Raw genomic sequence first — 21,811 nt, 5'->3', positions numbered from 1 at the left:
AGTAATTACTCTTTACCTTAATTTGTATTCTTTTCTATCAAAGAAGTCAGTTGTGGGCGGAAGCGGTTGTGTTTCACCACTCTGATTTGCTCACGCATGTGAGTCAGACTCTCTCGTCGGATATTGAGTTCCAATGCGCTGACAGTCAGAGGGTTCTTCTTGATAATCTCCCCCCAACCATTCACCGCCATTGAATGCCCCCATGTTCTGCGTGTACCGTGTACACCAACTTGTGCAGGAGCCAGAATAATACATTGATTTTCGATGGCACGGGCTCTTAGCAGAGGTTCCCAATGTGACCGGCCCGTTAAACGAGTAAATGCGGATGGAACAGAGATAAGCTCCGCCCCTTGTTCACGCAATGCCTGAAACAATCCGGGGAAACGCAAATCATAACAGATAGTCATCCCTAAACGGCCAACAGGTGTATCAACAACAGTAATGTGCTCCCCCCGTTGGTAAATAGTGGATTCATTGTAGGCGCCATGCTCATCGTTGATATTGACATCAAACATATGGATTTTATCGTAGCGGGCCCGGATTTTGCCTTGATCATCAAATAGCAGACTGCTACTTGTGATACGGGACGGATCTTCCTGGCTAATCATGGGCATAGAGCCAATCAGCAACCAAACGCCGTAACGCTGTGCTATTTCACTCACTGCCTGTTGCAGTGGGCCACTTCCTTGTTTTTCTGCATGTTCACGATAGGTACCGGCGTCAGCAAACAACAACGCATTTTCCGGAGTCAGTACCAGTTTTACTGAGTTCGGCAGTTGCTTAATCTGCTGTTCGATTTGCGCTAAATTATATTTAACATTCGTACCACTGCATAATTGTAAAAGTGCAACATTGACGTTTCTCATGGCCCTTTTTTCTCCTTCAGCTGACGTAAAACTTCATCAATTCTAGGCTGTTCTAGGCTACCCGTTAATCGATAGCGAATCACCGATATTTTGCTCCATAGCGGCCCCAACACTTTTGTCGCAGCAAAGACAGCTGCGCCCGCCACAGGGTTAACTGCAAAGGCTGTGGCTACCCCCACCGTTGTCGAAATTTCTGGCGTAATGACCAATTCCATATTGATTTGGCGACGAACCAAATCGACTTTGCCTGTGGCATTGATATCTGCCGCCAGCCCATCAATAAAGAAGTTATCGGTATATACAACACCCTCTTTTATGGTCGAATCTCCACGGATGGAATCAAAATTGAAATCATTGCTGAATGTGTCGCTGAAATCCAATTGTAATTTCCGTAACAACGCATCAAAGCTGATGAGCCTCAATAATTGTCCGGCCCTTCCGCCACCCAGCTTGGCTATGGCACCTTTTTTCATGTTGACGGACAACATCCCGTTCAACGTCCTGAGATCAGGCTGCCACGGAACATCCCGCCAGTTTACATTGAAGTCAAATTGAAAAGGCGCATCAATGATAGGAACAATGAATCCCAGATACGCGGCCATCTCATCGAATTTTTTCCCGGACAATTGCCCCTTGGCCTGAGTATAACTGCCTGTGCTATTTTCATACCAGCGGCCAGACAACGCGAGTGTTCCGGCACTGTTTTCTACCTGCCCGTTCAGCAGCACCAGAGAATTGTTTTCCGGCATGACAGATGCTGATACTTTGCCGATTTTTAGCCCGCCAATCCAGCATTCTGTACATTTGACATCCATTTTGGGCCAATTGCTCAGAGAAACGTGCTGGGTTTTGCCTAATGTTAACGTGTTGGCGTCAACCGATGAATCAGCAATAATGCGGGGATCGTAATTAAGGTAGTTAATTGATGCTTGCAGTGATTTATTGTTGTCAATCCATACGCTGCCGTCAATCTCTTCACCTGTGACATTCACGTCCATCCCATCGGCTTGATGCTCAAGGTGCATTTCAAGTTGATGCCAACGTTGTCCACCGAGATCCAGGGAGGGCAATGAGATTTCAAATGCCTTCGGCAACAGCAAATTGGAATCCGTTGATGCGTTTCCCTTCATCAGCCCTGCCAGCATCAATAATTTGTCACCATCAATGGCAGGCAATGTCAGCGCAAGCAATGATTTTTCTGGCAAGGCAGGGATTTCTTCACTATTTTCTTTAAAAACGATTGAGTTAAAGACATTGGTATTGAAAACACCGCGTTGCAGCTGGATGTGTTCTTTATCCAACATCCATTGGGTATTGAACACATATCGTTTCCCTATTACACCTTTCATCAGAAAACGATCCACATCGCCATCGACACGAATATTAGCCTTGTTCCATTCCCGGAAAGCGCCGCTATCCAATGCCGGCAATTGACTCTTGATATGGGATAAATCAGCGTCTACCACAACACGATATTTTACCTTGTCACTTGGGGTGTGGGGATTTTGGGGTATTGTAATATTGACTTTGCCCTGCCAATTTAATGCGCCGGACAGTTTTTGGTGAAGCCGGGCCGGCAGTTTCGGTAATGTTTGCATCGCCCAATGCGCATCTAAATCCACATCCACCAGATAATGTTCAGGTAAATCCCGAGTAGAAAACTGCAAAGACACCGGCTGCCCTTGCCAGCTGGCAGAAAGGCGATCACTTTTTAAGTTGCCATTGTTAAAGTGAAATTGGCCACTGAGATGCGTCAGCTGGCTGTCCAGTGGCTTGATGAACAAGTTTGTCTCTTTCAGTACGACATCCCCGCTTACCTTAACCTCGTCATGATTCAGCGGGATATCCAGATGCAGCTTGCCATCCACTTTGCCATCAATCTGCAAACTATCCAGAGTCCGGCCAATCGAATCTTCCAGAGGGGTGTGAGAAAAATAATCGTGGATCGTTTTCCCATTACCCGATAGCTCAGCATCAATAACCAGCTGATGTTTATTGTAATCAGGAATAACCGCTGAAACCTGCGTGGCTTTCACTTTTCCCAGCTGAGTTTTCTGCGCTTGCATCCGCAACCCGTTATTCTGAAAAATCAGGTCAATATCCAAATTAAGCAGGGCCGGCCAATCTGGTTGGTATTGAAAGGCTGCATTGCGCAGGGGGACGCTGATCTGAAATTGACCATTATTTTGTTTAAACGGAAAGTCATGGGGATTTCCCCTAAAAACAAAGGTTGCATTATCCACTTTTCCTTTAATCAAAGAGGCTGTCAGATAATCTGTCAGCGACTTTCCCATGAGGGGCTTGGGGAAATAGCGCCATGCTTCACCCACATCATCAGCCTTAATTCCTGAGAGGATCTCCAGAACTGGCGGGCCATCTGACGGCTTCTGATAATGAAAATCACCGTTAAGCCACAGAGATTGGGCCTGAACATCCAATCCCTGACTCCACACGTTTGTTCCCTTGCCATTATTTTGCCAGCTAATTTGCCCGTCACTGCTGACAATATTGAGTGGCGCCTGAAAAAAATCACCACTATCAATGACACTGTCTTTCAATGCAAACCTGAAATTTCCCTGTTGCTTGTCTCCCTCCAGCATGCCACTAAAGTGACTGACTGAAGGCTGGTTTTTCCAGCGTTGCCAGCTTACATCCTGCCATTGTATGCGAATGTCTGTATTTTCCGGGCGCTCGGGGGTGATATCAAGGGCAACGCGGTTCAGCATCCCTTTCGGCTGCATTTGCTGCCAGTTTTTGACAATATCCGGCGTCATGAAGGCCAGTACCGGCAATATGCCGTCTAAACGCTCGAGCTGAATATTCTCGGCCCGGACACGCCAGTGATCCTTACCCTGATATTCACTGGCTTGATTCATGTACAGTGCCGCAAGGTATCCCTTCGGCCACTGTTGTTCATTGGTTTTCAGGTTTTCCGGATTGGGGATATCAAACAGCCAGCCTTCTCCCTGACGACGCATTCGCAGAAATAAGTCATTAACGGTAAGCTGGTGTTTTTTATTTCCGATATGCCAGTCGGCTTCCCCTTGTTTCAGTTGCAGACGCCCGCCATCAATGCGGCCCTCCTTCAGGGTAACCCAACTCGCTAAACTGAAGCGGGCATTTTTCAGCCCCGTATTGTCCTTTAACCAATGACTCAGCCACAGCCGCATATCAATATCATCGGCCTGCAAATAAATCACGCCACTCTCTAAAATGCCGTTGAGATCGTTCAGATCCAGTTTCACCTGCACATCCCCTTCCTGACCATTAATCGAGGAGAGATTGACGCTACCTTGTGCCCAATGTCGATGATTCTGATTGACCCATGTGAATTGTGGCAATAACAACGTGGCTTTTTCACCGGAAGGTGTCAGAAATGTCAGGCGACTATCATGCAGATCAAAATGACTGAACTGTTCAAGAAATAAGGAGGAAAAACTATCTGGTTCAGAAAATTTCGTTTCCCCTTTTTCCCCAAAAAATGTTTTGTCATAATTCACCTGTAACTGATAAAAAGACAGGTCACGGAAATTCCAACGCCACTGCAAAAGTGATCGCCAGATATCCAGAGAAAGGCTGATTTTTTGCGCGCGGATATCCACTTTTTCGGCTTTCGCACTGATATCACGGATTTCCAGACTTGGCCCAAATGACTCCCAGCGACCATTGATATAACCAATATTGACGGGTATTCCTGTTAGGTCAGCAATTTTCTCTATTAATGGCTGACGATATTCATTGAGGTGCGGCAGGAAAAAACGTAATCCGCTGACAAGCAAAGCCACTATGATAATGACTATTGCGGCTGTCGCTAATAATACCTTCGGCAGTCGCTTCACATATTTCTCCTTGGTTGCCAGCGCATTTATCTGAAAAGTCGTCGGTCAGAAAAGTCGTTCGTTTACCTGAAAATCAGTTCAGTTGAAAAAAAGCCGCTTGAAAAACAGTTCCCCAGCAAAAGCAATTTTTTTACAAACTGATGTTCGGTTATATCATAACGACATCGAATTGCTCCTGACTGTAGCGTTGTTCTGTTTGTACTGTTACCTGTTTGCCCACAAAAAGCTCCAATTCCGCCAATACGTGGAATTCATCCCCTTTCAGGGCTTCACTCACTGCGGGAGAGGCATAAACCAGAAAGCGATCAGCATCAATGACACGGTGGACCCGCACAATTTCACGCAAAATTTCATAACAGACGGTTTCAACCGATTTGACCGTTCCACGTCCCTGACAGGTCGGACAATTATCACACAAAATATGTTCAATGCTTTCCCGTGTGCGCTTGCGTGTCATCTCCACCAAACCCAATTGGGAAAACCCATTGATGGTCGTTTTAACTTTGTCTTTGCTCAACGCCTGTTCCAGGGAAGCCAGTACACGGCGACGATGCTCTCCATTCACCATGTCAATAAAGTCGATGATGATGATGCCACCTAAATTGCGTAGCCTTAACTGGCGGGCAATGGCTTGTGTGGCTTCAATGTTGGTATTGAAAATGGTTTCTTCCAGATTGCGGTGACCAACGAAAGCACCCGTATTAATATCAATTGTCGTCATGGCTTCCGTTTGATCGATAATCAAATAGCCGCCTGACTTTAATTCAACTTTACGCTCCAATGAGCGCTGAATTTCATTTTCGACATCATACAAGTCAAATATCGGTTGATTTCCCTGATAATGCTCCAGCTTGGCATTCATTTCTGGAATGTATTCATCAATGAATTCTTGTAATTGTACAAATGTCTGACGGGAATCAACCCTGATGCGATCAAGGGATGAGCCGGCAAAATCACGCAAAATACGCTGGGCAAGCGCCAATTCACCGTAGATTTTCGTTTTTGTAATATTGCGTTTTTTGCGCTCAATCACTTTGCTCCACAAGCGCTTCAAAAATGCCGCATCTTGCGCAACCTCTTCTGAGCCTATTCCTTCGGCAGCAGTACGAATAATAAAGCCACCATGCTCATCGCAATAATCCGTGACAATATTTTTCAGGCGCTCGCGCTCTTCCTCTCCCTCTATTCGCTGTGAAACGCCGACATGTGACGCCCCCGGCATAAAAACCAGATAACGCGACGGTAAAGTGATATCTGTCGTCAAGCGTGCGCCCTTTGTACCGAGGGGATCTTTTACAACCTGTACAATTAAATCCTGTCCTTGATGCACAAGCTTGGAAATATCCCTGACATGGAAGTTTTTCCGTTCCTCACCGGCAATACATTCTGTATGGGGCATAATATCTGAAGCGTGCAAAAAAGCGGCCTTATCCAGGCCAATATCCACAAAAGCCGCCTGCATCCCGGGCAAGACCCGACTCACGCGCCCCTTGTAAATATTTCCGACAATACCTCTTTTAGCTTCCCGTTCAATATGGATTTCTTGCAATATACCGCCATCAATATAAGCAACTCGCGTTTCGGATGGTGTTACATTGACTAATAACTCTGCTGTCATGAATACTTTTTCCCATCAGCTAACGCTAAAAATCGTGTGATTAATTCATACGTTTCCACCAGTGGCAAGCCAACAACAGCATGGTAACTGCCATTAATTTTTTTGACAAAACAACCGCCTTTACCTTGAATGCCATAAGCACCGGCTTTATCCATTGGCTCCCCAGTTGCTATATATTCCTGTATTTCCTGTTGAGATAATTGGCGGAATATCACATCTGTAATGACAGTCTCATTCAAAATATATTGACTGTTCGATAAAGCAACAGCCGTAATGACCTGATGACACTGGCCTGATAAGGCACTGAGCATTTCTGCGGCATGATGTTGATCACGCGGTTTTTCCAGAATACGGTTATTCAATACAACAATAGTATCTGCCCCCAAAACAGGGTAATCATGCGGTGCAATTGCCACACCTGCCTGTGATTTCTCTTCAGCCAGCCGGGTAACATATTGTTGTGGAGACTCCCCTTTCTGCCATTTTTCTTCAACCTGAGAGGTCAGGATCTCAAAATTAAAGTCTAATAATCCCACCAATTCACGTCGTCTTGGCGAACCAGAAGCTAAATAAATGGTTTTCATCGTGAGTCATCCTTAAGATCTATTTCAGCAGGCCATTTTGTTTATTACGTTCCTTCACCTTAAGATTGCAGCTTTGCCAGCTACATTTCAAAAGTGAATGGACTCGCCTGCTTTTTTAACGAACTGAAAATTGACGGCGTATTTTACGCATTAGTAAAAATAGCCAGGGCCAGAGAATGCCATTGACCAAACCATTCCAGAACACTTCAGGATGGAATATCGTCTTCGGCAATAACGTATGGGCTAAAAAAACGCAGAGATTCATCAGGGTTGAAAGCCCCACCACAACCAGGGATTGCTGCCAAAGTGACATATTGCGAATAAGCTGGAATTTGAACGCGACCAGAAAACTTATCATGCTGAACGCCAATGCATGCGCCCCCAGAATACCACCATGCAATAAGTCTATGATGACTCCCAGTACAAACCCTGTACCAACGCTGACACGGTGAGGGAGAGCAAGCAACCAGTAAACCAGGCATAACATCAATAAGGTTGGCCGAAACATAAAGAATTGCTCCGGCCACGGCATGATCTGTAACACTATCGCGACCAGGAAAGATAACCAAATGACCCAACGTCTTCGGCTATGATACTGACTCATTAACGATTTCCTGTAGCTGTTGAAGATGATTTTGTCGCTGGTGATGCGTTATTGGCATTTCCTTCATTGGCGTCTCCTTCATCTGCCCCCTGTTCCGGAAATTGCGGCTTGGCTTCCGACGGATTTGGCAGTACCTGCGGCAACATCTGCATCAGGCGCTCATTGGCGGCACGATAGACTTCCGAAGGTGGTGACGGTTCAGAAGGGTTATTATCAACTCCCCATAATAGTAGCAAATATCGCAAGCGTCGCAATTCAGCTAATGGACGGGCATAAATGACGGTATGGGCACGTTGGTTATCAATCTTAACCGATGAAACCACAGCCACAGGATACCCCTCCGGGAAACGTCCGCCCAGGCCTGATGTCACCAAGACATCCCCGACACGGATATCGGTGTCGCTCGGCAACGGCTCTAACAAAAGATCATCCGTACATCCCGAACCACCTGCAATAACTCGCACGTCATTGCGCAGGACCTGAACAGGAATGGCATGAGTAGGATCACATATCAGCAATATCCGGCTGCTCAATTGACTCACCGAAATGACTTGCCCCACAACGCCACGATCACTGATGACAGGCTGGCCTTCATACACGCCATCTTTGGCACCCTTATCAATGACCACTTGGTCACGGTAAGGCTCCATTCCTCCGGAAAGTACCTGCGATACCATCATATGTTCATTGCGGCGCAAAGGTGAACCCAGCAATTCACGCAAGCGGACGTTTTCATGCTTCAATTGCCCCAGCAATAAAAGTTTGCTGTTCTGTAACAGCAATTCATTGCGCAGGGTATGGTTTTCCCGCTCAAGTTTATCGCGGCTGGATAAGGATTCAGAAATACCATCCAAAAATTGGCGCGGCCCATTTGCCAGAAAATAGAAAGGACTTACAGCCGTATCCAAATAGCTACGGACTTTATTGAAAACACCAAGGCGGCTGTCTGCCACAATCAAAATAATGGCAATAATAACAGCAAAAAAGAGTCGTAATTGCAGGGAAGGTCCTCTGCTGAAAATCGGCTTCATAAATTGCGCATTGTTGAACTACTTTGTTTCATAAATGATAAAACTCCTGCACAATCAGCAAGGAGGCTAAAATAAAATTATCCGCCTCCCAGCTCGCAGAGTTAGTTTCAGTCTTCGCTAAACAGATCGCCACCGTGCATATCGATCATTTCCAACGCTTTGCCGCCGCCACGGGCAACACAGGTGAGCGGATCTTCAGCCACAATGACAGGAATGCCAGTTTCTTCCATCAGAAGTCGATCAAGGTTGCGCAATAACGCCCCGCCACCGGTCAGTACCATACCCCGTTCAGAGATATCGGAGGCCAATTCTGGCGGGCACTGTTCCAGAGCCACCATGACTGCACTCACAATGCCGGTCAATGGTTCTTGCAGGGCTTCAAGAATTTCATTGGAATTAAGCGTAAAGCTGCGCGGCACACCTTCTGCCAGATTGCGGCCACGCACTTCAATTTCATTGACTTCATCCGTCGGATAAGCAGAACCGATTCCATGCTTGATGCGTTCTGCGGTGGCTTCCCCGATCAGAGAGCCATAGTTGCGGCGAACATAGTTGATAATGGCTTCATCAAAACGGTCACCACCGATACGGACAGAAGAAGAATAAACAACACCATTGAGAGAGATAACCGCAACTTCTGTTGTTCCCCCACCAATATCCACGACCATTGAGCCGGTTGCCTCAGAAACCGGCAGGCCCGCACCAATAGCCGCCGCCATTGGCTCTTCGATCAAAAAGACTTCGCGGGCGCCTGCGCTTTGCGCTGATTCACGAATGGCGCGGCGTTCAACCTGAGTCGCTCCAACAGGCACACAAACCAGGACCCGTGGGCTTGGGCGCATAAAGCTGTTGTCGTGAACCCGTTTAATAAAATGCTGCAACATTTTTTCCGTGACATAAAAATCAGCAATAACCCCATCCTTCATCGGACGGATGGCTGCGATATTACCCGGAGTACGTCCCAGCATCAGCTTTGCTGCATGCCCTACAGCCGCAACGCTTTTTGAAGAACCCGCCTTATCCTGGCGGATAGCAACGACAGAGGGTTCATTCAATATGATCCCTTCTCCTTTAACATAAATAAGGGTATTGGCAGTACCCAAGTCAATGGACAAATCATTGGAAAACATGCCACGAAATTTCTTTAACATAACGAAAGGATAATCCTGCAAGCTGGGGACGGAGATTGTCCGTCTACTCTACCAACCACATGAAGCAGCGACAAGGCGCATGATTAACTACTTTTACTACTTCAATAAAAGTGGCTACGTTATTCACATCAGAAATACGATATTCTACGTTACTTTTCTCTAACGGAGCAGAAAAAAACTGCATAAAAATGGGCTAATTTCACCAATAACCTCATGACAGAATACCTGAATAACCTAATGTACTAAAAAAACAACATTATAGTGCATCTTGCAATACTGCTATCCCGCTTTTAGCGCTTCTATGATGACATAGGATTATTTCAGTATGTTTAACCAATATTTACATAACCTCAGAAATTATCTTCTTCATTCGGCTACGATAGCTAAACAATACCGTGTCATAGGCTGCAAAATCACGCCATTCTTCCTTTAGCACAGCGTGACAAGAATTCCCTTAGTATAAGGTAAGAGATGCATCGGGTATAAACTGGCGTCATTTTTCGACATGCTCAATGGTCATTGACAAAGCAGGGTCATTCTGGAGAGATTGTCTAACCACTTCTCCTCATTGCTGTTCTGTCTATTGTTATCCCTTACCGTACCGTCCTGAACAAAAATAAGTAATCACCGTTTTTAGCATTCTCTATCACAATATTGTTACTTGCCCGTTTCAGCTCATCAAATTTTATCTATATTGTGTCAATGTCAAAAATAGCTGGAATACAAATTTGTGTGAATGCAAATGTTGTAACACCAAAAAATAATGGTGTCAGATAAATACTCCGGGGAGAATATTCATGAAAGCTTTATTACTTGACCAGAACGAGACATTATCCGCATCCATTCAAGATATTGAGCCATCACAGTTACCCTCTGGTGATGTGATCATTGATATTCACTGGTCAACGCTCAACTATAAAGATGCACTTGCGATTACAGGCAAAGGAAAAATCGTTCGTCAGTTTCCCATGATCCCGGGGATTGATTTTTCAGGCGTTGTTCATCACTCAGAAGACCCACGTTTTCATATCGGCCAGCATGTTTTGCTCACTGGCTGGGGGGTCGGTGAAAAGCACTGGGGCGGGCTGGCAGAACAAGCAAAAGTCTCTGGTGACTGGCTGACGCCGTTGCCACAAGGGTTAACTCTGCGCCAGGCAATGATCATCGGTACAGCCGGTTTTACGGCCATGCTGTGTGTCATGGCGCTGGAACAAGGGGGGATCACACCTGAAAGCGGAGAAATTGTCGTAACAGGTGCCAGCGGTGGTGTGGGCAGTACCGCGATGACTTTGTTATCACAATTAGGTTATTCCGTTGTTGCAATCAGCAGCAAACCCGATAATCACGATTACCTTCTTTCACTGGGCGCAAAAGCGGTTTTGCCTGTCAGCGACTTCAGCCAGACCTCGGCCCCATTAGGTAAACAGCGGTGGGCGGGTGTTATTGATACTGTGGGCGGCATGGTTTTGGCGACATTACTGACACAAGTTAACTATAACGGTGTGGTCGCGGCCTGTGGGCTGGCGAGTGACAGCCGGCTCTCCACCACCGTGATGCCTTTTATATTGCGCAATGTTCGCTTGCAGGGGGTTGACTCTGTTACCGTTGCCTCCTCAAAACGCCCTGCCATTTGGCAACGGCTGCAAAAACTCCTGCCAGATTCGTTTTATCGGCAAACCGCCAATGAAATTACATTAGAACAGGTCATCGAACACGCCAATAAATTGGTAAATAATCAAGCTATGGGCAGGACAATCGTGAAGCTTCGCTGATAAGACCAGTATTTTGCTGCTAAATGCTACGATATGTTTATAATGTCGGACTTTATCGTCAAATTTACAAATCTAGCTATCAGAAAGAGATGACAAACCATCGACATCGAGTTATCTTGAACGATTGTTGACAGATTGCCGGAGATACCCGCACAATGGCAGACAAGTTTCGCATTTTACTCTTGAATGGCCCCAACCTGAATCTGTTGGGGACGAGAGAGCCTGAGACCTACGGCAAGTTAACGCTTAATAACATCGTTGACAAACTGTCAAAAGAAGCTCACCCATTGGGCGTCGAGTTATCCCATCTGCAATCCAATGCAGAATCTGAACTGATTGAAAGAATTCATTCGGCGCGGGGCAATACCGATTTTATTTTGATTAACCCTGCGGCATACACGCATACCAGCGTGGCACTACGCGATGCACTTTTGGCGGTGGATATTCCATTTATTGAAATTCACCTCTCCAACGTGCATGCCCGTGAACCTTTCCGCCACCACTCATATCTTTCCGATATCGCGGTGGGTGTGATCTGCGGGTTAGGTGCAGATGGTTATAGTTTTGCATTACAGGCAGCGGTCAACCGCTTGTCAACATCCAACTAATTTATACAAGAGTACGGAATCACACTCATGGATATTCGTAAGATAAAAAAACTGATCGAGCTGGTTGAAGAATCTGGCATTTCTGAACTGGAAATTTCTGAAGGTGAAGAGTCAGTACGCATCAGTCGCACAACCGCTGCGCCGGCAATGCCAGTTACTCAGCAATATATCTCTGCGCCTGTTCAGCAGCCAGTACCCGCTTCAACGCCAGCAGTAACACTATCTGCGGCTGCTGACAAACCTGCGGAAATCAGCGGCCACATTGTTCGTTCTCCGATGGTCGGTACTTTCTACCGTTCACCAAGCCCGGATGCAAAAGCGTTCATCGAAATCGGCCAGCATGTTAATCAGGGCGAAACCCTGTGCATTGTTGAAGCGATGAAAATGATGAACCAGATTGAAGCTGACAAAACAGGCGTGGTGAAAGCGATTCTGGCTCAGGATGGTCAACCTGTTGAATTCGACGAGCCTTTGGTCGTCATCGAATAACGAGGCGTTTCCATGCTTGAAAAAATTGTCATTGCTAACCGCGGTGAAATAGCACTGCGTATCCTGAGAGCCTGTAAGGAACTCGGGATCAAAACGGTTGCTGTACATTCTGCGGCAGACCGTGACCTGAAACACGTCCTGCTCGCCGATGAGACTGTCTGCATCGGTCCTGCGGCGTCAGCAAAAAGTTACCTGAACATTCCAGCCATTATTTCTGCGGCGGAAATCACTTGCGCACAGGCAATCCACCCGGGTTATGGTTTCTTGTCTGAAAACGCGGATTTTGCCGAGCAGGTTGAGCGCTCCGGTTTTATCTTCATCGGCCCGAAAGCAGATACCATCCGTTTGATGGGTGATAAAGTTTCCGCTATCAGCGCGATGAAAAAAGCGGGTGTTCCTTGTGTTCCCGGCTCTGACGGCCCATTGGGTGACGACACCGAGAAAAACAAAACCATTGCAAACCGCATCGGCTATCCGGTGATCATCAAAGCCTCAGGCGGCGGCGGCGGTCGTGGTATGCGTGTTGTTCGCAGCGATAAAGATCTGGAACAATCCATCGCCTTGACCCGTGCAGAAGCCAAAGCGGCTTTCAACAACGACATGGTGTACATGGAGAAATTCCTTGAAAACCCACGTCACGTTGAAATTCAGGTTTTGGCTGATGGTCAGGGCAACGCCCTTTATCTGGCTGAACGTGACTGCTCCATGCAGCGCCGTCACCAGAAAGTGGTGGAAGAAGCACCTGCGCCGGGCATTTCCTCCGAACTGCGCCGCAATATCGGTGAACGCTGTGCCAACGCTTGTGTCGAAATTGGTTATCGTGGTGCGGGTACTTTTGAATTCCTGTACGAAAACGGTGAATTCTACTTTATTGAAATGAATACCCGTATTCAGGTTGAGCATCCGGTCACAGAGATGATCACCGGTGTTGATTTGATCAAAGAGCAACTTCGCATTGCTGCGGGTATGCCACTGTCCATCAAACAGGAAGATATCAAAATTCAGGGTCATGCGATCGAATGCCGCATTAACGCAGAAGATGCAAAAACCTTCCTGCCGAGTCCGGGCAAAATCACCCACTTCCACTCACCGGGTGGCTTTGGTGTGCGTTGGGAATCTCATATCTATGCAGGGTATACCGTACCCCCTTACTATGATTCCATGATTGGTAAGCTGATCACCTACGGCGAAACCCGTGAAGTGGCGATTGCACGTATGAAGAATGCCCTGGCTGAGTTGATTATTGATGGCATCAAAACCAATATTGACCTGCAACTGGCTATCATGAATGACGAAAACTTCCAGAAAGGCGGAACCAATATCCACTATCTGGAGAAGAAACTGGGCTTGCAGAACTAAGTCAGGTTTCTTTGATTTTTATTCAGGATTTGCTGGGTTAAATAAATCCCATCTTTTAAAGGATGGGATTTTATTCCAGACAAGCCCCCCCAAAAAAAATAAAACAGATCTTCACCGCGCCTTATTTGTTTTTCCTCAACGAATTTAATCCATCACCTTTTTTATGCCGCTCCAACTATCTTTTATCTGTCTTATTTAATTTATTCAGGCTATTTGTCATATTTGGTTAGAAAAAAGAGAAATTAAAAATCACTTTTAAAAAAATTTTTTATTAAACACATAGGGATTATTAATATCAACCACAAACAAATTGTAATATAACCTGAAAAATTATACCGACAAGAAATTTTGGTATATATAAAAACCGAGATAAATAAAATAATGATATCTTTATAATTTGCGATTAAAGTTATTATTCAGGTAATGGAATTTAATTAAAGACGTATGTAAGAAGAAATTGGCAACGATTAACACTAAAAAACACATTTTTGGCATTGTTAATTCAACAGCACTCAGTTAATCAATATAGCCTTAAACTGTCAAAATTTAATAAAGGAGTTTTAGCATGAAACTTAATGCACCTAAAAAACAGCCTGAAGGTCTGTTCAAACATACCACACCTGGCAGCATACTTTCTTCGCTTGACAACCCCCAATCTGCCCCTAAACCTGAGATCCTTGATACCGTATATTCGGTATATATGGGATATAAAGGTATCCAAAATATGAATTATGTCAATATTAATCGTAGCGGATGGATGGTGTTTGAGAGCTCCCCAGAAACGACATATGATATCATTTCCTATGAGGAGAAATATTACATCATTATTGCAAATGGCCCATACAAAAATTACTACCTGGGTTATAGTATTGAGAGTTATATAGGTGCCTATGAACCTTGGAACAATGCCAGTTACTGGACTAGTGCTCCTGTCGATAACTTTCCCTATCCAGGCATTTATGGCTTCAAAGGTAAAATAACTCCGTACAACCTGGGCGACAATAACGTTTACGCCTGTGTCAATGGATACAATGACGGCGTCAGCACCCTTAAGCCTTTCGATATCTACTGAAATAGCGGGTTGAGAATTCAACAAGTTGAAAACTCACTTCTTTCAGGCTGAAAATCTGATATTTTTCTGTTTCGGTCAGTTGTTTATAAGCCATCATGTATATTCCTTTAGCGAGGAGAATGTCTTTTATAGACACTGACCGCCTTTCTTAGGCATTTCACTGATTAATGAAAATTAAAGTATTGTATCAATACCCTGTCAAATATTGCGTTTCATATCCCATATGATTTATCTATATGGTAGTTATTGATCGTTTCAATAAATAATGGAAATACCCCGACGTTAATAAAAATGAATCAATATTATTGGCACCGGGTAAAAAGGAGATTTTAAAATTATGTTAACACACATCAATAATATCATATAAATAAAACCCGAAATGAAATAGTCATAGGAGATGTATCATATGAGATATCACTATATATTATTTAAATTAAAAGATTCATATCACGGAAGTGTTGTGCGATATGATGCTTATGAAGACGTTTGGGAAAAACAAAAAACAGTGACAGAAGTGGAGACAGAAAAGAAAAATAATCCTGCTGGTTTTTTATATAAAACTGACCAGAGCGGGCCAGAAAAGCTCTATATGGTTCTAAGAGAGTATCGATATTTTGGAGCAACTGACATCGTACTGGTTGATGTCAGTAATGGTGAATATGCAAACACCGATTTTACTTCTAGCTCAACGATTGTTCCTTTTAACCACTCGCGTAATGTCAATTTTTTATATCAAGAATCCTCTGGCACCTTGAATGCTGCTTTTCTCAGGTTTGATAATAACAACCCATTAAGATTAAACCTCGGAGGCTTAAGTGAGTTGGATGCTGATTTAAAACAATATGAAATTTCCGGATACCCATCGATGGTGCACTTTGATAATCATCTCGGTGATAATGCAAAAGTCTTCTATGTAAACGCTGATCAAAAGCTTGCAAGCTTTGATATTGATTTTCATCGTCAGAGCACAACAGGGCAGAGAATTTATAGCAAACTAACGGTCATTGGCAGTCCAAGTTCGATCTATAACGCTTGGAGAGGGGAACATATTGTATTCTACAGAAGCCAATACAATGAGCTATGTTACGCAATTTTTTCTGCACATGGCCCTTCTGCCGGACGCCTTCTGGCTGATGGAAGCCTGTATAGTCACAGAACTGAGGTATTCAGTTCTCCTACTGTTATTTATTCGGATAAAAAAGCGACCGTATATTTTGTAGGGGATGATGAAAAAATGTGGATGTATCAAATTGGCATAGCAGGAAAATTGCCCGAAATTGTGCTCTACAGAGGTAATTTTGTTATCGGGGATGTTTCGGGCGCGCCTTTTGCAATAGCCTCGGATACCCAAGTCATGTTTTGATATTAGGTACACTGGTCATTTTCAGAAGATGGCTGCACCCATCGGGAGGGATTAAATTAAACGATTCAAGACAATTGTGTACTCATCGCTATTCGCTGTAATTAATGGGGTTGTTAACGGTGAATTCCGGCATTTCCGGTCCGGTTGACAGTTGACAGCCCCATGGCAATATTACCCAATGCGCCGTAAAACCCCGTCTTTCTGGGGGCATCAATTCGCTGATGGGATACTTGCTAAGTGCTCACTTTAAGCAAATAGGGATAAAATATTCTCCTTTATCAGGGTCGTCACTGCCATTATCCCCAAGGGTATTTGTATCTAAATCAACAACCGCCCTTCTTTCCTTACTTCCCTTGGATGTTGTTTCTGAAGTCCAGATCTTGTATCCGTTATTGCCATTTTTCACAGGCCAACCATAATAAAGATACAGATCTTCAGTGCTTAAATTGTATTCAGCCAGTCCCTTTGCATCCGCAATTGTTGGTAGAACAGAATTAAATTCATTTCCATACTTACAATACTCTTTTACTGTACTCCATTTCATCCTTAACCAAGTTTCGTTATTTTTCTCGTAACCATGCTTATCCTCCAGGTGTTTCTCATCAGCAAGTTGCGGACGATGGAAAGTTTTGCCGCCTGCTGTAACCGTCTTTGGCATATGCCCCCAATAAGTCGCATTATCGTCATCAGGGCTGGTAATGACAGTAAAGATAATGGAGTGCGTATCTGATACAGCGCCCATCAAAGTATCCGCTCTCGCTCTCAAATATGTTTGAATACCTTTTCCATCCGGATCAGAAACTGTCATCACCAACTGGCCTGTGCCGTCTGTATATCCCTCATATTTCGTTGTGGCATAGTTTCCCTTGCTTGGAGCCAAGCGAGTTTTCACATCCGCATCCGGTACTGTTTTGCTTTTTCGATCCTCCCCGCTTAGTGTAATCTCCACATGTACCCAAGGTGCAGGTGTCTTATTCTTATTTAGAGTGCTAACCGTCAGTTGGGCCGTATCTGAGACGGAATTTGCTGCAAGGTTAGATTTAGCCCTGAGTTTAATCACTGACTTGCCACCGATGCCGATAGGTAATGTCTCCCCTTTCCCGTTTGCATCCAACTTGATGACCACAGATCCCGCAATATTGGATACTCGGCCTCCACCAATTTTACTAATTGTTTCATTTCCCTGATCTGCCGGCTCATCCGTTGACCGCGTTAAGATATCGTTTGTACGGGTATTTTCCCCATTTCTCGCCAGAATTGAAAACTCAAGCACTTCACCGGCATGCTCTTCTCTAATCAGATAAAGGGGGACGCCGTTGCCATCTTTCACTGTACCTTTTACCAAAGTACTATCAGCATCACCCTGCAAATCAGGTTTGTTTCCGTTATCCCCCGAATTAGCCAGTTCTTTTACCGCAGCAGCAGTTTCTCCCTTTTTACCCCAAGCGTAAAAAGAGTTGTCCGTTCCATTGCTGCCATTGCTGTCAAATTCATAGTCAACCTTCAGGGATCGCCCAACCATCAGAATTTGCTCGTTATACGGATATGATTCAGTAACGACTTGCAGTTTCAGTTTAGAGATCTTGGGGAGGATTGCCGGAGTAAACTCCACCGTGTCAGAGAGTGAACTCAGAACCTTTTCACCGACTTTGGGTGTCACTGTCAAGCTGCCTGCTTGCCCGCCTGCCATAAGGGTGGCTTTATAGGTTCCGGGAACTCCCTCCTCTTCCTGAACCGCTCCTATTTCAGGTGGATTACCGTGACCGGACAATTTACTCAAATCAAAATGAATGTATTCCTGAGCCCCCGTTATCGGCTGATTATCATTGTCTTTCAGGATCAGGCTAATTTCGGTTTTCATGTGATTGTTAGCTTCCAACTTCTTGGTGGCGACGGCGAATGTCGACTTACTTTCATTTATCCTGTCTGCCAGTGATGGTTCAAAATTTATGCTGGCGGCAATTTGGTCCAGTTTGACATCATCAACCTTCAACGTGACCTTCCATTGACCCGATTTCGAGCCGGCCTGAATCGTGGCAATATAGGTGCCTTGGTTGTTCTCATCTTCCCTGATATCCGCAATCTCGGGATCAGTGCCGCTGCCGGGGAGTTGACTGCCCTCAAAGGCAATGTGACTTGCCTTCCCTGTCATCGGCTGGTCATCCTTGTCTTTCAGCATCAGTTGAATGTGGGCCAGTTTACCTGTGCCGGCTTCCAGCGTCCGGGGGTTGATGGTCAGCGTCGACGTTTTGTCATTGACCAAATCTGCCAGCGATGACGTAAAGGTTATATGGTTGGTGATTTTGCCCAGCGTCTTGCCGTCAACCTTCAGCGTGACCTGCCAGTCACCGGTTTTTGTGCCGGCCTGAATCGTGGCAATATAGGTGCCTTGGTTGTTCTCATCTTCCCTGATATCCACAATCTCGGGATCAGTGCCGCTGCCGGGGAGTTGACTGCCCTCAAAGGCAATGTGACTTGCCTTCCCCGTCATCGGCTGGCCATCCTTATCTTTCAGCATCAGTTGAATGTGGGCCAGTTTACCTGTGCCGGCTTCCAGCGTCCGGGGGTTAATGGTCAGCGTCGACGTTTTGTCATTGACTAAATCTGCCAGCGGTGACGTAAAGGTTATATGGTTGGTGATTTTGCCCAGCGTCTTGCCGTCAACCTTCAGCGTGACCTGCCAGTCACCGGTTTTTGTGCCGGCCTGAATCGTGGCAATATAGGTGCCTTGGTTGTTCTCATCTTCCCTGATATCCACAATCTCGGGATCAGTGCCGCTGCCGGGGAGTTGACTGCCCTCAAAGGCAATGTGACTTGCCTTCCCTGTCATCGGCTGGCCATCCTTGTCTTTCAGCATCAGTTGAATGTGGGCCAGTTTACCTGTGCCGGCTTCCAGCGTCTGGGGGTTGATGGTCAGCGTCGACGTTTTGTCATTGACCGAATCTGCCAGCAGGGATGCAAAGGTTATCCGGCCGACAATTTGATTCAGCGTCTTACCGTCAATATCCAGCATTATCGTCCACTCACCGGTTTGCGTACCCGCAGTGAGAGTAGCGGTATAAGTTCCAGGATGGTTTGGATCTTCCTGTGTCTTCCCTATCGTCGGCTCACTTCCGGGGCCAGACAGGCCAGTGCCACTAAAATGAATATGCTGCTGAACACCTGTAATAGGTTTATTTTGCGCGTCTTTCAACTCCAATCGCAGGGTGGTCTGCTGTTTATGATTCTCATCAACTTCTAACTGCGTCACATCGACACTGATTTTGGAATAGGCATCACTCACTGTATCCGCTAATGTATTGCCAAAAATGACATTAATCGTTTTTATTGCCCGCCCTTCGACAGAGATAGTCACACCTAATTGGCCTTTCGTCCCGTCTCCCTTAACAGACCATTCATACTGACCACTCCCTGATGGCAACTCTTTCACTTGCCCCACCGACGGTTTTTTGCCCTGACTATATAATCCGCTGTCATTCAATTCCAATTTCAGATAATCTTCAGCGCCGGTAATGACATTGCCGTTTTTATCAAATAAAGTCAGTCCGAAAGTCACTGATTCATCTGGGTCCAATGCCCCTTCCTTCGATACCCTGAACTGCGATTTTTCTACATCGGCTATTTCCGCCAATGACGCAGAAAAATCAATCACCGCAGGAGATAACTCATGACCATCCACGGCTGCCTGTATTTCCCATTTACCGTATTTCTCGCCAGACGTCACAAGGACTTTATAAATCCCGCTGTTTTCCGGTGTTTCTTTGGGTTTTGAATCCAGCTCAGGATTTTTGCCTTGACCTTTCAACCCCTTCAGATCAGAGAACAGTTCAATGCTATCGGACGCCCCTCTGACCACATTGCCATCCTTATCGAGGAGTTTAAGCCAGAGTGCCGTTTGGGTTTTACCATCAGCCAGCATGGCGGTATGGGGAACTTCAAAACCTGAATGATCAATTGCGATTTCTGAAGAGAGTACCCGGACTTGCGTCTCTGCCCGTTCAGAGGCATTGCCCTCATTGTCATAAGCGATACCAGACAGGATATAAGTGTTGTTGCCTTTGTCATGGTATGGAGGCAAAGTCAGCCGGTAATGCGTTCCGCCACGGATGGACGGAGCGACTTTCTCCAGTTGACCGCCCCCGGCTTCCAGCGCCGCAGTATCCCAGATAATTTCTTTCAGGCCGTATTTAGAACGGATTGTGACATTCAGCGGCATAATTTCGTTGCCGCGCCCACTAATCCGGTTTTCTATCGTCAGATGTACCAGATCTTTTTTCCGGTGTTCCAGAACAATTTGATTATTACGTTCAACCAAATCATAGCGCCCGCCTTGCAGGCTGCGTTTAAAGGCCACAACTCCCGGATTAACCTGTTCCGACCATGGCGTTCCCAATTCATAGCTCAGGCCAAAATTGAACAGGGTTTCGCCGTGTCCCTGCGCACTCTGTTTACGGTCAATACCAAGTGTCACCAAAGGGATCGGCGTATAACTGGCTCCCAAGGTGAAAACAGCAGGATTTTTCTGCCGGTGCTCTTCACTCAGCAAACCAACCTCATGCCCAAAATATTGCTCATAAACCAACTTGCCCCCCAACTGCGGATACGTGGGCATATAACCTTCGGCACGCAGGTCAAACCCATTGGCCGGACGCTCATCATAATCTTGTAGCTTTTTACCCTCTTTCCAGCCACTGGCCCGGAAATAGCCATTGGCGCCAAACTTCATAAAATCACGGGCATATTCAGCCCCAATGCCAATGCGTGTATGGTCACGGGTAATATCATGGTCAAGAAAAGCGTTATAACCAAGCAGGCTGGTATCGAAGAAGTGGCGCTGCCCCAGACCAAAATTAGCAGTCGTCCGGCTATTAATGTGACGCAGACCAAACTGGGTAAAGGCCATCTGTTTTTCAATGTCATAAAGCGGCAGCAGCATATCAAACTGACTGCCTTCCAAACGCCCGCGATCATCCACATTGGCCTGCAATTTGATAGTTCCATAGCGTTGCAACCAGTTTTGCACCACTTGGTTAGCTTCACTGATCGCCATACTGTGCAGCTGGTTCTTGAAGCTATCCACAACATTGCCATTTTTCAGCAATCCGGCAGCACGGGAAACGCCACTGGCCAACCAGTGTTCAGTCGTATTTTCAGGAGATCCAGCAGACGATACCTGTTCCTGTTTTTCTGCCAACAGTTTTTCAGGAGGCGTTTTTTGGGGGGAACTCACACTATCACCCGACTGCGTGGAGGATTTGCTCAGAGAAGGGCCTTGCTGTGTAGCAGAGGGTGCTGAGGCCACCACTACCGTAGGGGTCAAAGTCGCCGCAGCCAGAATTGCAATTTGGGCAAACATGGCTCGCCCAACTCCCTGCTTAATTCGATAACACTGTTTATCTGCCCACAGTTTAATTCTTTTCCTTTCCATATCGCCCTACCTTTCTGACTGGTTTTA

14 protein-coding genes are annotated in these 21,811 nt (G+C 45.7%); 6 read left to right on the top strand and 8 right to left on the bottom strand.

The window, feature by feature from the left end; translation table 11 throughout:
• Nucleotides 1-17 precede the first annotated feature (17 nt).
• From nit1 to mreB, 7 genes are all read right to left on the bottom strand, one after another.
• Entirely contained in the window at nt 18-866 is an 849-nt protein-coding gene (nit1, locus tag Xsze_RS06495) for a deaminated glutathione amidase (RefSeq protein ID WP_038236783.1), read from the bottom strand.
• Nucleotides 863-4,705, bottom strand: a complete 3,843-nt coding sequence (yhdP, locus tag Xsze_RS06490; RefSeq protein ID WP_038236785.1) for an AsmA2 domain-containing protein YhdP — start codon at nt 4,703-4,705, stop codon at nt 863-865. The genes nit1 and yhdP overlap by 4 nt, the downstream gene beginning before the upstream one ends.
• A 148-nt stretch (nt 4,706-4,853) precedes the next feature.
• Nucleotides 4,854-6,323 carry a ribonuclease G gene (gene rng / locus Xsze_RS06485; RefSeq protein WP_038236787.1) on the bottom strand — a complete coding sequence of 490 codons (1,470 nt, stop codon included), beginning with the start codon at nt 6,321-6,323 and terminating at the stop codon, nt 4,854-4,856.
• Nucleotides 6,320-6,907, bottom strand: a complete 588-nt coding sequence (locus tag Xsze_RS06480) for a Maf family protein (RefSeq protein ID WP_038236789.1) — start codon at nt 6,905-6,907, stop codon at nt 6,320-6,322. Before Xsze_RS06480 ends, rng begins: the two co-directional genes overlap by 4 nt.
• A gap of 115 nt (nt 6,908-7,022) precedes the next feature.
• Nucleotides 7,023-7,511 carry a rod shape-determining protein MreD gene (gene mreD, locus Xsze_RS06475; RefSeq protein WP_038236792.1) on the bottom strand — a complete coding sequence of 163 codons (489 nt, stop codon included), beginning with the start codon at nt 7,509-7,511 and terminating at the stop codon, nt 7,023-7,025.
• Nucleotides 7,511-8,542: a rod shape-determining protein MreC gene (mreC, locus tag Xsze_RS06470; RefSeq protein WP_038236794.1), complete on the bottom strand. Its 1,032-nt coding sequence runs from the start codon at nt 8,540-8,542 to the stop codon at nt 7,511-7,513. The genes mreD and mreC overlap by 1 nt, the downstream gene beginning before the upstream one ends.
• 107 nt (nt 8,543-8,649) lie before the next feature.
• Complete coding sequence (gene mreB, locus Xsze_RS06465) at nt 8,650-9,693, bottom strand: rod shape-determining protein MreB (protein WP_038236797.1); 1,044 nt, start codon at nt 9,691-9,693, stop codon at nt 8,650-8,652.
• A 797-nt stretch (nt 9,694-10,490) separates the two neighbouring features.
• On the opposite strand from mreB, the gene acuI reads away from it, so the two are divergent.
• The 6 genes from acuI (at nt 10,491) to Xsze_RS06435 (ending at nt 16,356) form a co-directional block, all read left to right on the top strand.
• Complete coding sequence (gene acuI, locus Xsze_RS06460) at nt 10,491-11,465, top strand: acrylyl-CoA reductase (NADPH) (protein WP_038236800.1); 975 nt, start codon at nt 10,491-10,493, stop codon at nt 11,463-11,465.
• 155 nt (nt 11,466-11,620) lie between these two features.
• A complete protein-coding gene (gene aroQ, locus Xsze_RS06455) occupies nt 11,621-12,073 on the top strand; it encodes a type II 3-dehydroquinate dehydratase (RefSeq protein WP_038236802.1) in 453 nt (150 codons plus the stop codon).
• 27 nt (nt 12,074-12,100) lie between these two features.
• Nucleotides 12,101-12,562: an acetyl-CoA carboxylase biotin carboxyl carrier protein gene (gene accB, locus Xsze_RS06450; RefSeq protein WP_038236806.1), complete on the top strand. Its 462-nt coding sequence runs from the start codon at nt 12,101-12,103 to the stop codon at nt 12,560-12,562.
• A gap of 12 nt (nt 12,563-12,574) precedes the next feature.
• Nucleotides 12,575-13,921 carry an acetyl-CoA carboxylase biotin carboxylase subunit gene (gene accC, locus Xsze_RS06445; RefSeq protein WP_038236809.1) on the top strand — a complete coding sequence of 449 codons (1,347 nt, stop codon included), beginning with the start codon at nt 12,575-12,577 and terminating at the stop codon, nt 13,919-13,921.
• A 565-nt stretch (nt 13,922-14,486) separates the two neighbouring features.
• Nucleotides 14,487-14,993, top strand: a complete 507-nt coding sequence (locus tag Xsze_RS06440) for a hypothetical protein (protein WP_038236812.1) — start codon at nt 14,487-14,489, stop codon at nt 14,991-14,993.
• A gap of 406 nt (nt 14,994-15,399) precedes the next feature.
• Nucleotides 15,400-16,356 carry a hypothetical protein gene (locus Xsze_RS06435; RefSeq protein ID WP_038236816.1) on the top strand — a complete coding sequence of 319 codons (957 nt, stop codon included), beginning with the start codon at nt 15,400-15,402 and terminating at the stop codon, nt 16,354-16,356.
• 241 nt (nt 16,357-16,597) lie between these two features.
• Here Xsze_RS06435 and Xsze_RS06430 read toward each other — a convergent pair whose 3' ends face one another.
• Nucleotides 16,598-21,784: an inverse autotransporter beta domain-containing protein gene (locus tag Xsze_RS06430; RefSeq protein ID WP_099139109.1), complete on the bottom strand. Its 5,187-nt coding sequence runs from the start codon at nt 21,782-21,784 to the stop codon at nt 16,598-16,600.
• Between the last annotated feature and the right edge of the window lie 27 nt (nt 21,785-21,811).

The sequence above is a fragment of the Xenorhabdus szentirmaii DSM 16338 genome, assembly GCF_002632585.1.
Classification (GTDB): Bacteria; Pseudomonadota; Gammaproteobacteria; order Enterobacterales; family Enterobacteriaceae; genus Xenorhabdus; species Xenorhabdus szentirmaii.
The sequence above is the reverse complement of the archived record's forward strand: the minus strand, read 5'-3'. Positions and strand labels throughout refer to the sequence as shown.

Excerpts from the sequence above, each read along its gene's own strand:
- Xsze_RS06440 (WP_038236812.1), top strand. The coding sequence starts at position 14,487 with ATGAAACTTAATGCACCTAAAAAACAGCCTGAAGGTCTGTTCAAACAT.
- mreB (WP_038236797.1), bottom strand. The coding sequence starts at position 9,693 with ATGTTAAAGAAATTTCGTGGCATGTTTTCCAATGATTTGTCCATTGAC.
- accB (WP_038236806.1), top strand. The coding sequence starts at position 12,101 with ATGGATATTCGTAAGATAAAAAAACTGATCGAGCTGGTTGAAGAATCT.
- nit1 (WP_038236783.1), bottom strand. The coding sequence starts at position 866 with ATGAGAAACGTCAATGTTGCACTTTTACAATTATGCAGTGGTACGAAT.
- rng (WP_038236787.1), bottom strand. The coding sequence starts at position 6,323 with ATGACAGCAGAGTTATTAGTCAATGTAACACCATCCGAAACGCGAGTT.
- mreD (WP_038236792.1), bottom strand. The coding sequence starts at position 7,511 with ATGAGTCAGTATCATAGCCGAAGACGTTGGGTCATTTGGTTATCTTTC.
- accC (WP_038236809.1), top strand. The coding sequence starts at position 12,575 with ATGCTTGAAAAAATTGTCATTGCTAACCGCGGTGAAATAGCACTGCGT.
- mreC (WP_038236794.1), bottom strand. The coding sequence starts at position 8,542 with ATGAAGCCGATTTTCAGCAGAGGACCTTCCCTGCAATTACGACTCTTT.
- Xsze_RS06430 (WP_099139109.1), bottom strand. The coding sequence starts at position 21,784 with ATGGAAAGGAAAAGAATTAAACTGTGGGCAGATAAACAGTGTTATCGA.
- aroQ (WP_038236802.1), top strand. The coding sequence starts at position 11,621 with ATGGCAGACAAGTTTCGCATTTTACTCTTGAATGGCCCCAACCTGAAT.
- Xsze_RS06435 (WP_038236816.1), top strand. The coding sequence starts at position 15,400 with ATGAGATATCACTATATATTATTTAAATTAAAAGATTCATATCACGGA.
- acuI (WP_038236800.1), top strand. The coding sequence starts at position 10,491 with ATGAAAGCTTTATTACTTGACCAGAACGAGACATTATCCGCATCCATT.
- Xsze_RS06480 (WP_038236789.1), bottom strand. The coding sequence starts at position 6,907 with ATGAAAACCATTTATTTAGCTTCTGGTTCGCCAAGACGACGTGAATTG.